This window comes from Nonomuraea antimicrobica (assembly GCF_039536965.1).
Taxonomy (GTDB): Bacteria; Actinomycetota; Actinomycetes; order Streptosporangiales; family Streptosporangiaceae; genus Nonomuraea; species Nonomuraea antimicrobica.
In genome coordinates this window covers 241,662-254,983 of sequence record NZ_BAAAZP010000238.1, presented here as the reverse complement: position 1 = coordinate 254,983, position 13,322 = coordinate 241,662, and the positions used below count along the sequence as shown (strand labels likewise).

At 71.1% G+C, this 13,322-nt stretch carries 11 protein-coding genes; 3 read left to right on the top strand and 8 right to left on the bottom strand.

The genetic code is table 11. The features are described from left to right. Together ABD844_RS51135 and eccB are read left to right on the top strand one after the other, a co-directional pair. A partial coding sequence (locus ABD844_RS51135; RefSeq protein WP_344896909.1) for an FtsK/SpoIIIE domain-containing protein occupies positions 1 to 4,363 on the top strand: 4,363 nt, incomplete at its 5' end. Between the two features lie 72 nt (positions 4,364 to 4,435). Beyond that, on the top strand, positions 4,436 to 5,848 hold the full coding sequence (eccB, locus tag ABD844_RS51130; protein WP_344896906.1) for a type VII secretion protein EccB: 1,413 nt from the start codon (positions 4,436 to 4,438) through the stop codon (positions 5,846 to 5,848). A 61-nt stretch (positions 5,849 to 5,909) separates the two neighbouring features. On the opposite strand, the gene ABD844_RS51125 is transcribed toward eccB, so the two are convergent. Together ABD844_RS51125 and ABD844_RS51120 are read right to left on the bottom strand one after the other, a co-directional pair. After that, on the bottom strand, positions 5,910 to 6,698 hold the full coding sequence (locus tag ABD844_RS51125) for a hypothetical protein (RefSeq protein WP_344896903.1): 789 nt from the start codon (positions 6,696 to 6,698) through the stop codon (positions 5,910 to 5,912). A gap of 18 nt (positions 6,699 to 6,716) precedes the next feature. Continuing rightward, entirely contained in the window at positions 6,717 to 7,736 is a 1,020-nt protein-coding gene (locus ABD844_RS51120) for a hypothetical protein (protein ID WP_344896900.1), read from the bottom strand. A gap of 189 nt (positions 7,737 to 7,925) precedes the next feature. Here ABD844_RS51120 and ABD844_RS51115 point away from each other — a divergent pair, with 189 nt between their 5' ends. Then, entirely contained in the window at positions 7,926 to 8,864 is a 939-nt protein-coding gene (locus ABD844_RS51115; protein ID WP_344896896.1) for a M23 family metallopeptidase, read from the top strand. Positions 8,865 to 8,866: 2 nt separating this feature from the next. On the opposite strand, the gene ABD844_RS51110 is transcribed toward ABD844_RS51115, so the two are convergent. The 6 genes from ABD844_RS51110 to ABD844_RS51085 form a co-directional block, all read right to left on the bottom strand. Further along, complete coding sequence (locus ABD844_RS51110) at positions 8,867 to 10,159, bottom strand: hypothetical protein (RefSeq protein ID WP_344896892.1); 1,293 nt, start codon at positions 10,157 to 10,159, stop codon at positions 8,867 to 8,869. Positions 10,160 to 10,172: 13 nt separating this feature from the next. Then, positions 10,173 to 10,640, bottom strand: coding sequence for a hypothetical protein (locus ABD844_RS51105; RefSeq protein ID WP_344896889.1), 468 nt, complete (start codon positions 10,638 to 10,640; stop codon positions 10,173 to 10,175). A gap of 9 nt (positions 10,641 to 10,649) precedes the next feature. Continuing rightward, the gene (locus ABD844_RS51100; RefSeq protein WP_344896886.1) at positions 10,650 to 12,041 is read right to left on the bottom strand and encodes an MSCRAMM family adhesin; all 1,392 of its coding nucleotides are present in this window, start codon (positions 12,039 to 12,041) and stop codon (positions 10,650 to 10,652) included. A gap of 6 nt (positions 12,042 to 12,047) precedes the next feature. Beyond that, positions 12,048 to 12,467 (bottom strand): hypothetical protein, encoded by a 420-nt coding sequence (locus tag ABD844_RS51095; RefSeq protein WP_344896883.1) that lies wholly within the window; start codon positions 12,465 to 12,467, stop codon positions 12,048 to 12,050. Between the two features lie 70 nt (positions 12,468 to 12,537). Beyond that, the gene (locus tag ABD844_RS51090) at positions 12,538 to 12,852 is read right to left on the bottom strand and encodes a WXG100 family type VII secretion target (RefSeq protein ID WP_344896880.1); all 315 of its coding nucleotides are present in this window, start codon (positions 12,850 to 12,852) and stop codon (positions 12,538 to 12,540) included. A gap of 12 nt (positions 12,853 to 12,864) precedes the next feature. Further along, the gene (locus tag ABD844_RS51085) at positions 12,865 to 13,182 is read right to left on the bottom strand and encodes a WXG100 family type VII secretion target (protein ID WP_344896933.1); all 318 of its coding nucleotides are present in this window, start codon (positions 13,180 to 13,182) and stop codon (positions 12,865 to 12,867) included. Between the last annotated feature and the right edge of the window lie 140 nt (positions 13,183 to 13,322).

The window sequence follows — 13,322 nt, the reverse complement described above, 5'->3', positions numbered from 1 at the left end:
GCGCGACGGCGACAAGGTCACGCTCGACCCCCACCTGGCCGGGGCCACCGTCGTCACCGAGCCCGGCGGGGTCGCCGAGGTACGCGTGGTGGGCGGGCCCGCCGCCGGGGCCGTGCACCGGCTGGGGCTGGGCGTGCACGTCATCGGCTCCGACCCGATGTGCGCGATGGCGGTCGACGACCCGGCGCTCGCGCCCGAGGCGGTGACCGTACGCGTGACGCCCGAGGCCATCACCGTGGAGCGGGCCTGGCAGCCGCGCGACCAGGCGCCCAGGCCCAAGCTCAAGGGCCGCTGGGCCGAGGAGGTGGCCGAGATGACGGCGCGTACGGCCGAGCGCGAGGCGGCCGAGATCGCCGCCGGCTACGGCGAGATCCCTCCTGAGCTCGACGGCCGCCCGGTCGCCGAGCCGGTGGACTGGCCCGATCAGGCCGTGCTGACCTGCGGCTCCTCGGTGTTCGTGCTGACCTCGATCGAGCCGCAGGACGCCCACCTGGCGCCGCGCCCCGAGGGCGGGGTGGCCTACAACCGCCCGCCCAGGCTGCGCAGGCCCGAGCCCCAGCGCACGTTCGTCCGGCCCAAGGAGCCCACGCGGAGCGAGGGGCTGCGGCTGCAACTGCTGGCCGCGTTCCTGCCGGCCGTGCTCGGCCTGACCCTGGCGATCGCGCTCCAGCAGTGGTACTACCTGCTCGTCGCCCTCATGACGCCGGTCATCATGATCGGCCAGTGGTGGAGCGACCGCCGCCACGGCAAGAAGCAGCACAAGAAGGCCGTCAAGGAGCACGAGGAGCAGGTCAGGGCGTACGACGAGGCGGTGGAGCGGGCCCGCGTGGCCGACGAGGCGGCCCGCAGGTCCGACGCGCCCGACCCGGCGCAGGTGCTGCTGACGGCCACGGGGCCGCGCAGGCGGCTCTGGGAGCGCAGGATCCACGACAACGACTCGCTCAGGCTGCGCGTCGGGCTCGCCGACCTGCCCGCCGACCTGGAGCTGTCGGAGGAGCAGGGCGGCCGGATCGACCCGCCGATCTGCCGTTCCGTGCCGGTGGCGCTGCCCATGCGGCGGCTGGGGGTGGCCGGTGTGACCGGCCCGCGTACGGCCGCGACCAGCCTGGCGAGCTGGCTCATCGCGCAGGCCGCGACCCTGCACAGCCCGCGCGACCTGGCCATCGTGGTGGTCTCCGCGCACCCCGACGCCGAACGGCGCTGGGGCTGGCTGCGCTGGCTGCCGCACTGCGCGCCCCGGGCCGGCGAGGAGTGCGTCGCCCTCGTGGGCACCGACCCCGAGTCGGCCGCCCGCCGGGTCGCCGAGCTGGCCGCGCTCATCGACGAACGCCAGAACACCGCCATCCCCGAGCTGGGCAAGATCCCGACCGGCTGGGACGATCTCGGCGGCCCCGAGAAGCCCACGTTCTCCTCCTACGACGTACGCCCCTACGACGTGCTGGTGATCCTCGACGGCGCCCAGGTGCTGCGCGGCCTGCCGAACATGCCGCAGGTGCTGCGCCAGGGCCCGCGTTCCGGGGTGTTCACGCTGGCCCTCGACGACGACCAGCGCCTGCTGCCCGAGGAGTGCCAGACCGTGGCCGCGTGCGGCGACGACGGCCTCGTACGCCTGCGCGGCGGCGGCCTCGACGTCATCGGCCCCGTTCTGGGCGACCTGGTCTCGGTCACCTGGTGCGAGCGGCTGGCCAGGGCGCTGGCCCCGATCCGCGACGTGAGCAGGGACGACCCCGGCGGCAACCTGCCCGACGCGGCCCGCCTGCTCGACCTGATGGGCCTGCCCGCCCCCTCCGGCCACGAGCTGGCCGCCCGTTGGGACGAGCGGGGCAGCACCGAGGCGCTGATCGGCGCCGGCCCCGACGGGCCGTTCTCGGTGGACCTCAGGCTCGACGGCCCGCACGGGCTGATCGCCGGCACGACGGGCGCGGGCAAGTCGGAGCTGCTGCAGACGCTGATCTGCTCGCTGGCCGTGGCCAACCGTCCCGACCAGCTCACGTTCGTGCTGATCGACTACAAGGGCGGGGCCGCGTTCAAGGAGTGCGTACGCCTGCCGCACACCGTCGGCATGGTCAGCGACCTGGACGGACACCTGACCCAGCGGGCCCTCGACTCCCTGGCGGCCGAGATCCGGCGGCGCGAACGGCTGCTGCTGTCCGCCGGGGCCAAGGACATCGACGACTACACGGGCCCCGGGCTGCCGCGCCTGGTCCTGATCATCGACGAGTTCGCCGCGCTGGTGGCCGAGCTGCCCGACTTCGTGACGGGGCTGGTGGACATCGCCCGCAGAGGACGGTCGCTGGGCATCCACCTGATCCTGGCCACGCAGCGGCCGGCCGGTGTGGTGACGGCCGACATCCAGGCCAACACGTCGTTGCGGATCGCGCTGCGGGTGACCGAGCCCGCCGAGTCGGCCGACGTCATCGACCTGCCGGACGCGGCGCACATCTCCAAGTCCACGCCAGGACGGTGTTATGTGCGTTCGGGGGTGGGCGCGGCGGTGGCCGTGCAGACGGCCAGGGTCGGGGGCCGTACCCCGGCCGCCGGTCCCGCCGACGCGGGGGCCACGCGCGTACGGGTGCTCGACGTGGAGTGGCGGGCCCTGGGCAAGGCGCTGCCGCCGCCCCCGCAGCCGGCCGAGGAAGAGTCCACCACCACGGACCTGTCCCTGGTCGCCGACGCGCTCATCGAGGCGGCCCGGCTGGCCGGGGTCCCCGCCCAGCCGAGCCCGTGGCTCGACCCGCTGCCCACGCACCTCGTTCTCGACCCGCCCCACCGCAGGCCCGGCGAGGGGAGCGAGGTGGCGCCGCTGTCGTTCGGGATCACGGACCGGCCGTGGGCGCAGGACCGGCATCCACTCGCGCTCGACGTGGCACACGGCGGCCACCTGCTCATCGCGGGGGCGGCGCGCAGCGGCAGGTCGACCGCGCTGCGGACGATCGCGGGCGCCATCGCGGCCCGGACCTCCCCCGAGGACGTGCACGTGCACGCCGTCGACTGCGGGTCGGGCGCGCTGCTGCCGCTGGTGGCCATGCCGCACTGCGGCGCCGTGGTGACCCGCGACCAGCTCGACCGGATGGAACGGCTGCTGACGCGGCTGCGGGCCGAGGTCGGACGCCGCCAGCAGTTGCTGGCCGAGGCCGGGCACGCCTCGCTGGCCGAGTACCGGCAGGCCGGGCACCGGCTGCCCTGGCTGGTGTTCATGCTCGACCGCTGGGAGGGCTTCGTCGCGGCCTTCGAGGGCTACGACTACGGCCGCCTGATCGAGGCGCTGCTCCAGCTCCTGCGTGAGGGCCCGGCCGTCGGGCTCAGGGCGGTGGTCACCAGTGACCGCTCCGGCCTGCTCGGCCAGGTCTCGACGGTCTTCGACGACCGGCTGCTGCTGCGGCTGTCCGACTCCTCCGACTACGGGCTGGCCGGCTTCCCGCTCAAGGGCCTGCCCTCCGTGACGCCGCCCGGCCGGGCCCTGTCGATGGGTGAGCACGGCATCGTGGAGCACCACATCGCCCTGCTGGCCGACGACCCGGCCGGGCCCGCGCAGGTGGCGGCGCTCCAGGCGCTGGCCCGCTCCGCCTCTGGCCCCGGCGGGCCCGACGTCTCCCCGGTGCCGGGTTCGAGGCCGGGACCCGCGCACGCCACGGGGCCGGCGGGCAGGGGCGCGTGGCGCTGGACGGGCGCACCGCCGCTGCGCGTGGACGCGCTCCCCATGCGCATCACGGCCGCCCAGGCGCTGGACCTCGACCCCGGCTTCAACCCGCCGTCACCGCTGTGGGCGCTGGTCGGCGCGGGCGGCGACGCGCTGGCCCCGCTCGGCCTCGACCTGCTGGCGCAGGGGCCGGGCGCGGTGATCGCGGGGCCGTCCCGCTCCGGCCGCTCGTCGGTGCTGATGACGGCCGCCCGGTCGCTCATCGCGCGCGGCACGCCGGTCGTCGCCGTCGCGCCCAGGCGCAGCCCGCTGCGCGATCTGGACGGCGCGGTGGCCGTACTGGACGGCGAGGCCGCGAACCTGCCGGAGCTGGTGGCCGACCTGAGCGACTACGTCGTGCTGGTGGACGACGCCGAGTTGGTCAACCCGGACGGCCCGCTGGGGAGCGCGCTGGAGGAGGTGCTCCGCTCGGGCCGCGACGGCGACCACGGGCTGCTGATCGCCGGTACGACGGGCGACCTGGCCGTGGCCTACCGGGGGTTCGTGGCGGAGGCGCGTAAGGCGCGTACCGGCCTGCTGCTCGCCGTGCAGGGGCAGACCGACGGCGACCTGTTCACGATCCGGCTCCCGCGCGGCGCGACGGGCGGCCCGGCGGGGCGCGGCTTCCTCGTGACGGCCGGCAGCATCACGCCCATTCAGGCCGCCCTTCCGGACGACATCTGATATCAACCGTCTTGACCGGAATTCCCGACACGTGGCGCTCTATGCTGATGCCTGCGACACGTGGGGAGTGAGATGCAGACCCGGAAGGACCTCTACCAGGCGCATCGGCTGATGCAGCAGCGCCTGGGAATGGCATTGCTGCAGGCCGAGCCCGATGTGCCGGAAAGCCCGACGCGGCGGCACAACGTGGCGATGTTCTGCGGGATACTCGTCGGAGTGCTGATCATGGCGGGGTTCGGGATCTGGGGGCTGCTCAGCCCCGGCCAGGCCACGAACCTGGAGGATCCCGGACAAATCCTCGTCGAGAAGGAGACCGGCGCCACCTACGTCTACAGCCAGGAGCAGCGGCGCCTGTTGCCGGTCGCCAACTACGTCTCCGCGCTGCTGCTGCTCGACACGACGGACTTCCAGGTCAAGAGCGTGTCCGCGGCCTCACTGGCCAAGTACGCCCGCGGGCCGCTGGTGGGCATCGCCGGCGCGCCCGACTCGCTGCCCGCCAGGGAGAAGCTGATCAAGAGCCCCTGGTCGGTCTGCGTCACGGAGGCGGCGGACAGCACGGGCACGCCGGTGCCGTACGTCACGCTCGTCGGCGGCAACCAGGTCGGCGGGACACCGGTCGGCGGCGGCGCGCTGGTCGTCACCGACGGCCGGCAGCAGTGGGTGATCTGGAACGACCAGCGCATGAAAACCGGCGACACCGGCGTGCGCGCGCTCAACGCCCGCCCCCGCAGGGTGCCGGCGACGTGGGTGAACGCCATCCCCACCGGCCCCGACTTCGCCGCCCCGGCCATCCCCGACCTGGGCAGGAAGATGCGCGGCCCGGACGGCGGCAGCGCCGCCGTCGGCCGCGTCTACACGGTGAAGGGGGTGGGCGGCGCCGCGGACCGCTGGTACGTGCTGCTGAGCGACGGGCTCGCCACGATCAACCTCACCCAGGCCACGCTGCTGCTGGAGGAGCCCGACCTCAAGAAGGCCTACGGCGGCCAGGGAGCCAGGTCGCTGGAGATCGACGCCGCCACCGCCAACGCCGCCGCCTCCGGCCGCTCGCTCACCGTGGGCGGGCTGCCCACGAGCCTGCCCAAGGCGGTCGCCGCCTCGGCCTCGGCGCCGCTGTGCTCGGTGTACGCCGACACGCAGAACGGCTCGGCCCGCGCGACGGTGACGGTCGGCGCGACCATGGCCATCCCGGCGCCCGCCGTACGGGGCGACCAGGAACACTTCGACCAGGTGCTGATGCCGGCGGGCTCGGCGGCCCTGGTCGGGCTGCTGCCGGGCGACGGGCAGAAGGGCTTCGTACAGACCTACTTCCTGCTCACCGACCAGGGCAGGCGCCATGCGCTGCAGTCGGGCGACCAGATCAACAAGCTGGGCTACGGGGCCGAGGACGTGGCGCCGATGCCGGCCAACCTCGTCCACCTGCTGCCCGAGGGACCGGCCCTCGACTCCGCCGCCGCGCACTCGCCGGTGCAGGTCATGGCGCAGTAGCACACGCCGGACGCCACGACCCACCGGACGCCGTGCGGTGGGCGGCGTCCGGTGGTGTCGCTCAGACCAGGAAGCTGCCCAGGCCCCCGGAGCCGGTGGGCATGCTCGGCATGCCGCCGTTCTCGGCCTGGATGGCGCCGGGTCCGTCCTTCTCGGTGGGCGGGACGTACTCCAGAACCGTGGGCGCGAAGTCCGGCTTGGGGCTGTTCTTGTCGATGAACTGGCGCATCATCGCGAGCGAGAAGCTGATCCCCACCACGATGAGCAGGAGCCCCTTCAGGGACTTCGCCTTCTTGGTCATCATATCCCGGACGACCTGGCCGAGCTTGACCAGGACGGAGTTGATGATGCTGGGTGACGTCGCACGGACGATCGGATTGGCGTGCGAGGCGATGAAGAAGATGGCACAGTCCATCATCACTGCGGACACGAGCACGGACAGCTCCGCGGCGAAGTGGTAAACCGTGGAGATGCCACCCATGCCGTCGCTGACGGACGAGAAGTAGGTCTTCATGGTGTCCATCACATCGAGGAGGTCGTCCACCATCTGGCCGTAGAAATCCGCACTGGTCGCTTTCCAAAAGCCACTCTCGGGATCGAGAAGTTCATTCTTGATGTCCAGGATCGTCTGCTTGACGAAGTCGACGCCGTCCGCACCGGACACCACCTCGGCCCATTCCCGGGCCGCCTCTTGCATTCCCCCTGGATTGGAGACCATGGTGCCGAGCATCAACGCGATGTTCCTGGCCATCGGGTTGTGGTAGAGAACGACGGAGGACGCGGCGGCGACCGAGGCCGCGGTGATGAACTGCCAACGGTCGCTGGAGTATCCGGTGTAGTCGAAGACCATGCGGCAAGCCCGCCTTTCTCACTCGCCGATCACTGGCGGCGCGATGTCGATGTCGTCCATCCAGTCGTCCTCGTCGCCGCGCACGTACTCGGGCTTCTCCCGCTCCTTCTCCTCGGCGCCTGTGCCGCCGCCGGACATGGGCATGAAAGGCATGCCGGACATGCCGTTCATGCCGCCGCGCAGCCCGCTCGCCGCGGCGGCCGGCTGGACGCCCGGGGAACTGCCGCCGCCCGTGGGCATTCCGCCGCCCATACCGGGGCCGACTGAGGTGGTGCCGCCAGGAGGAGTGGTGCCGCTGGGGCCGATGGGGATGTTGCCCAGATTGGACGGGTCGAAGGAGGCCAGGTCCGACTGGTTGGGGTTGAGCGCGTTCGGGTCGACGGCGGGGACCTGTTGGTTGATCTGGTCCTCGATCGAGGGCACTGAGGCGTTCGGGTCGGGAATGTTCGGGTCGGGAAGGTTGGTGTCCGGCATGTCCGGCTGCTCGGGGAGGGTGGCGTCCGGCTGGTCCGGCATGTCCGGCACGTCCGGCTGCTCGGGGAGCTTGGAGTCGGGCAGATCGGAGGAGGGCACGTCGCCCGCACCGGGCAGGTCCCCCGCGCCCGGTACGTCACCCGGATCCGGCACGGAGCCGAAGTCGGCAGGGGTGACGCCGCTTCCGAGATCGCCTCCAAGACCGCCGGCGCCAAGACCACCGTCGCCAAGGCCGCCGCCTCCAAGACCGCCGGCGCCAGGATCAGCGGCGTTGATGATGCCGTCGTTGTCGTGGTCGGCCTTCTGGTAGCTGGCCTCCAGTTTCCGCATGGCGGTCCGGTAGCTGGCGAGCGAGTCCCGTGCTTGCTTGAGTGTGTTGTGCGCGTCGTCCTTGACCTTGTCGTGCGCATAGTTGAGGCCGATGCCGATGATGCCGAAAGCGGGGGACTCCACCCGGATGCCCCCGGTGTTCTGGGCCATCGTGTTCATCGCCGGCGCCTGCTCCCCCATGTCGTCGCCGGCGTTTTTGATCTTGCCATCCTTGAACTGGATCTCGGTGCCCACACCCGCGGCGCCCAGGCCCTGCGGCAGGCCAGCCGCTCCGGTCGTCTCACCAGCGCCCATGCGCGCCCTCCAGTCCGTAAATGGCGTTATGTCCCGACCTGGCTAAGATATCGACAAAAATCAACTCATAGCGTGAACAATTGGGTAATGATCTAGACGCCCGAATGATCGGGATGGCAGCCTTTCCCCATGCGGATCAAGACACTCATCGCAGGCGCGTGCGGCCTTGCCGTACTGCCTCTCACCGCCCCTGGCCTGGCGGAGGCCACAACAGCCGCCACCAAGCTGCAGCTCCCGTTCCCATGTGGCGAGACCTGGGTGGGCAACAGCGGCGCCAGCTCCAAGCACTCGGGCAACGAGATCGACTTCAACGGTAGCGCCAACGACGGCAACGCCGACCTGGGCAGAACGGTCGTCGCGGCCGGTGCCGGCAAAGTGATCATGTCGGAGTACCGGACCGCGGACGGCTTCGGCAACGTCGTCAAGATTCGCCACTCGGACGGCACCGTCACCCTCTACGCCCACCTGAACGCCCGCTCCGTCGCCAATGGCGCGACCGTGCGGCAGGGTCAGAAGATCGGCACCGTGGGCAAGTCGTCGGCCAAGTACAACCTCATCTCCCACCTGCACTACGAGCAGCGCTCGTCGTCCGGCGCGATCGTGCCCGCCAAGTTCAACGGCTCGACCTACGCCTACCCGAACGCGAAGGTCACCTCGCGCAACTGCGGCGGGGGCGGCACGACGACGCAGTCCAACGGCAACACCGGCAACAGCGGCAACACCGGCGGCGGCAACAGCGGGAGCAACCCGTACTCGGCCACGCAGGTCTGCGGCTCGGGCTTCGCCCAGGTCGACTCGGCCGACCTGGGCTCGCAGGGCAAGGTCGTCCTGCTCTACTCGGCCTCCACCGGCCAGAACTGCGTCACGACCCTGCGTAACAGCTCGTCGGGCAAGGTCGCGATGACGGCGTACCTGGAGGTCAAGGGCAAGGACCGCAACACCGACTCGGGCAGCTTCCAGTACTACGCGGGCCCAGTCCGTGCCACGGCCAAGAAGACCTGCGTCAAGTGGGGCGGCTCGATCGGCTCGGCCAAGTACGACGCCCCCGAGTTCGAGCACTGCGACTGAACTCACGTCAGCGTGGACGGGGTGGTGCCGGGTTCCGGCCCACCCCACACGTCGTCGTCCGCGAAAACGTGAGACGTGCTCTCTGACGTGGTCTCCTCCTCCTTGCCTTGTGCGCTCATGGGCACGCCCATCGCGGGGATCCCCATACCGCCGGCTCCCGTCCGAGAGGCGGCGGACGCTGCCGACGACGTTCCCGACGCGCTCCCTGCGGCACTGGCGTAGACCCCGGTCCCGGCCCCCATCCCGGGGCCGGTGCCGTTTCCGGTGGAGGTGGAGTTGGCGGCGTTCGCGGCGCCGGGCGCCGTGCCCGTCGAGGGGTCGTAGCCCGCCAGGGTCGTCGAGCCGTAGTCGCCGGACGGAGAACCCGTGGAAGACCCCGACGGGACTCCTCCGGGCGTGTCACCCCCGAGCGTGGAGTCGGTGAGGCCGGACGCATCGGACCCGCCGAACGCGTCGCTGCCGCCCTGCCCGGTGCTGGTGCCGCCGCTGCCCGGCCCTCCGTTCTCCATGGCACCGGGGTATTGGCCGGGCGAAGAAGGGCTGCCGCCGCCGGCGCCGCCCGGGGTGCTGCCGGGCACTTCGCCGGGCTTGAGCGAGCCGCCGTCATAGCCGCCCGCGCCGGCCCCGCCCCCCGTGTACGAAGCCGGCACTCCGCTGCCCGCGCCGATGCCTCCCGCGCCGATGCCCCCGAAGTCCGACATGTCGATGTCGTTCGGGTCGGGCAACGCGTACTGCACCTCGGTCGGAAGCTGCTGATACTGCTCGACGATGCGCTGGTTGACCTGCTTCAAGTACTCGACCGCCCGTTGGTTGCCCCGGTTGACGCTGTTGAACGGATTCAGTGTGGCGGCCCAGTCGATGTCCCGGTCGGAGCGGGAGTCCCGATACGTCGTCTCCACGACGTTCTGCTGGGCCCACACCAGGGTGTCCGCGTACCCCGTCAGCGACCTGCCCACGTCGGCGAGCTTCGTGGCCAGCTCGCGTGCGCTGGCGGCCAGGCTGCGCAACTGCAACTGCATCTCGTACGCCGCCGGGCCCTTGTGGGCCTCGGCCAGCTCGCCCGCCTTCGTCTTCAGATCCGAGGCGAAGCCGACGAGCAGCGGCTCGGCCGCCGTGTAGTAGAGCCCGGCCAGGCGTACGGCACCCGGGTTGGTGTTGTCGATCCAGCTCTTGATCCTGTCGATGTAGTTCTGGTCGACGGTCGTGCTCTGCCACCACGTGGGGTCGTGCACCGTCGTGTCCAGGGATTTGCCGGTGTTGACGACCGGTGTGCTCAGCTTCTCGGGCTCGGCCATGGTGGTGTCCGTCTCAGGTCTCGTACCCGGGGATGCCTGCCTGCGCCGCCTCGTCGGCGGTCTGTGAGGCGTCGGCTATGTCCAGCAGTGCATCAAAGGTCTTCTGGGCGCTTTCCGCCAGCATCGCGTACGTGCCGGACATGGTCCCGGGGTCGCCGAGCAACGCCGAATAGGCGGAGGTGATGGAGAACGAGTACTCCATGGCGGTGTTCCACTCGCCCAGCTCCCGCTGGCTGAGCGCGCCGTGCCGCTGCAGGTCGGGCAGCGAACCGGCGCCCGACGGGAGTATGGGTGCGGGGACCGGATCGCCGGGGGCGGTCACGAACTCGTCCACCGGGACCCCCGAGTAGGTGGTGAGTTTGTCGCGCAGTCCGTGCATCGCCTGGGCGATCTCCCGGATCCGCGGACGGTCCTCATACCGGTCGGCGGTCTCGTCCTCGTCTGCGAGGCCGGGCCAGTCCGGGTCCAATTCGAGTGCCATGCCACCTCCTTAGCTGCCGCCGATCGTCGGCGACGTGGCGCCCTCGCCCGACGGCCAGTCGTCGCGGCTTCCCGCGAGGTACACCGTGCGCTGGTATTCCTGCTCCTCCTCAGCCGTCCCGCCGCCCATCGGCGGGAACAGTCCCATGCCTCCCATGCCGCCCCTGGCGGCTGCCGCTGCGGCGGCCCCTGGGGTGCCCGTCTGGCTGTACGCGCCGGTTCCGCCGATCACCGCGGGCGTGCCGCCTGCAGACGCGGGGTAGCCGGTCGTCGGCGTCGTGACGGGAGGCTGGGTGGTGGGTTGCTGCATCACGGTCGGCTGGGTGCCCGCCGTCTCCGTGGCGCGCGGGTCCGTGGTCTCGGCCCCGGTCTGTGTGGTCTGCCCGGGGTCGGTGGTGCTGTTGTCGATCACGGGTGGCGTGGTGGACTCCGCGCCGTCGCCCTGCTCGGAGGGAGTGTCCTGGTCGGGCGGGGCTTGCTGGTCGGCAGGCGGGTCGGAGGCGCCAGGGGTGTCGGAGGAGTCCTCCGGGTCAGGCCGGTCGTCCGAGTCCGGGCCGGACGAGCCGTCGGAACCGGACGAGCCCGACGAACCGTCGGAGCCGGAGGACCCGGCCGATCCGGTGGAGCCGCCCTGCCCCGAGGACCCGGCCGATCCGCTGGAACCGGCGCCCGTCCCACCCGAGGAGCCGCCGCTCCCGTCACCACCCTGCTGGTACGGCGTCTGCGTGCCCAGCGGCATCTCGCGCTCCGGCGCGGGGCCGGAGGCAGGGGTGACGTCCGGCAGGTTCACGGTGACGCTGTCCGGGATCGTGAAGTCGTACAGGTCGACGATGTACCGGTTGAGCTTCTCCAGGGCCCGCCTGGCCGCCTCGTCGTCCACCTCGGACGCCTGAGGGCTCGCTCCGGCCGTGGGCTCGCCCCACCCGTGGGTGGTCTGCGGTCTGAGCACCGGAGGCGTGGTGGGCTCCGGGCTCTCCGACGCCGTCGGCGCGGGACCCGGCGACGGCTCGGGCGTCGCCTCCGAGCCTTCGCCGGGCGCGGACCGTACGGCCTCGATGGCCTCGGGCAGGTAGTCGCGCCCGTAGAGCGTGAGCGCCCGGGACATCTTGTCCATCGCGTCGGCCAGTTGGAGGCCGCTGGCGTTGAGCATCTGCAAGGCCCGCTGAGCCTGGGCGGAGTTGGCCGACCTCCACGCCCCGCTGAGTGTCGTGCCGACGTCGGGGAGGGCTTCCGCCACCGACCTGACCGCGCTCGCGACGCGCTCGTAGGTCATGCCACGGTCGTGCACCTCGATCGGGGACGTGGCGTCGAGCCACGCCATGATCTGCTCACGCGACTCGGTGACCGGCTCGGCCTTCGGTGCGTGAGCGTTGTCGCGGATGTCAACGGTCCGCTCTGCCACGGCCTCTCACCTTCCGGAGTCGTCCGACGCCGGGTTCGTCCGCTCGTAGGTGTCGGCGCTGTCCCTGATCACCTGGATGACGGCCTGGCAGCACTCGACGTACTCCCGGTAGAGCGCCGCGAGCCGCTGCCCCCGCGCCAGGAAGAACGGCCCGTACGTCCCCGGTTCGACGGCCGTGGTGCCGACACTGTGGGCGAACGCCCACGCGGCCGGCCACTTCCCGATGTGCTCCGTGTCGAGGGAGAAGTACCTGGTTAGGGCCTCCACCGCGCCCGTGCCGCCCTCGCGGGTGCCACCCGGCCCCTGCGTGGGGACCAGGGCGATCTCGAGGTCGTCGGCGACGGCGCGCATCTTGCCCACGTTGTAGTAGAGATCGTCGTCGGTGTCGTCGACTCCCGGCCAGGGCTGCGGATCGAGCTCCGCCATGCTTCCCCCCTTCACGTGGTCCGGCCACCGCGAACGGTGGCCGATCAGGAACAGCGGCGAGGGTGACGGCTCAGCCGTCGTACCACATCGACTTGTTACGGGCCTCCGCGGCGCGGTAGTTCTCGTTGGCGATCTCCACCGCGCGCCTGAGCTCCTCGAGGTTGAACCGCATCTTGGCCGCCGCCGCGTCCCACTTGCGCTCGTGCTCCTGGAAGAACTCCTTGGCGCCGCCCGGGCCCACCCAGTGGTCGGCGAGCTCCTGCTCCAGCTTGACCAGCAGTTCGTCCGTGGCCCTCTCGAAGGAGGCGAGGATGGCGAGGTAGTCGTCGGCGGCGAGCTGCATCTGGCCGAAGTTGACCTTCGTGAAGTCAAGCTCTGCGGACATCACGTTCTCCCTTTACTTGACGTCAACGTTGATGAGGTTCTCAACGCGGCCCACACCGGCCTGGACATCGGCGTCGGCGGCGCTGTAGGTGATCGCGTTGACGCCCATCCTGTCGGCGATGCTCTCGAGGTCCGTACGCACCGCCCGCATCTGGGTGTCCCAGTTCAGCATGGCCTGACGGAACTTGCTGGCCGCAGGACCGAGCCAGCCGGTGTTGAGCAGACCGTTGGAGGTGGTCTCCACGCTCACCCGCAGACCCTCGATGTACTGGGCGGTGTCGACGACATGCCCCGACGCCTTCGTGATCTGGGCCGGGCTCGCACCAAACATTTCGGACACTTGTCACCTCCGTGACATGCTCTACTTTTATCGCTTGTCCATATATAAGCACCTTTGGCATCAGAAATAACAGGTGTCCCGATGGCCAGGATGCAACGACTTCTCAACCGTGCAGCAAACCCGCTGGTCAA

Excerpts from the sequence above, each read along its gene's own strand:
- eccB (WP_344896906.1), top strand. The coding sequence starts at position 4,436 with ATGCAGACCCGGAAGGACCTCTACCAGGCGCATCGGCTGATGCAGCAG.
- ABD844_RS51125 (WP_344896903.1), bottom strand. The coding sequence starts at position 6,698 with ATGGTCTTCGACTACACCGGATACTCCAGCGACCGTTGGCAGTTCATC.
- ABD844_RS51115 (WP_344896896.1), top strand. The coding sequence starts at position 7,926 with ATGCGGATCAAGACACTCATCGCAGGCGCGTGCGGCCTTGCCGTACTG.
- ABD844_RS51110 (WP_344896892.1), bottom strand. The coding sequence starts at position 10,159 with ATGGCCGAGCCCGAGAAGCTGAGCACACCGGTCGTCAACACCGGCAAA.
- ABD844_RS51105 (WP_344896889.1), bottom strand. The coding sequence starts at position 10,640 with ATGGCACTCGAATTGGACCCGGACTGGCCCGGCCTCGCAGACGAGGAC.
- ABD844_RS51095 (WP_344896883.1), bottom strand. The coding sequence starts at position 12,467 with ATGGCGGAGCTCGATCCGCAGCCCTGGCCGGGAGTCGACGACACCGAC.
- ABD844_RS51090 (WP_344896880.1), bottom strand. The coding sequence starts at position 12,852 with ATGTCCGCAGAGCTTGACTTCACGAAGGTCAACTTCGGCCAGATGCAG.
- ABD844_RS51085 (WP_344896933.1), bottom strand. The coding sequence starts at position 13,182 with ATGTTTGGTGCGAGCCCGGCCCAGATCACGAAGGCGTCGGGGCATGTC.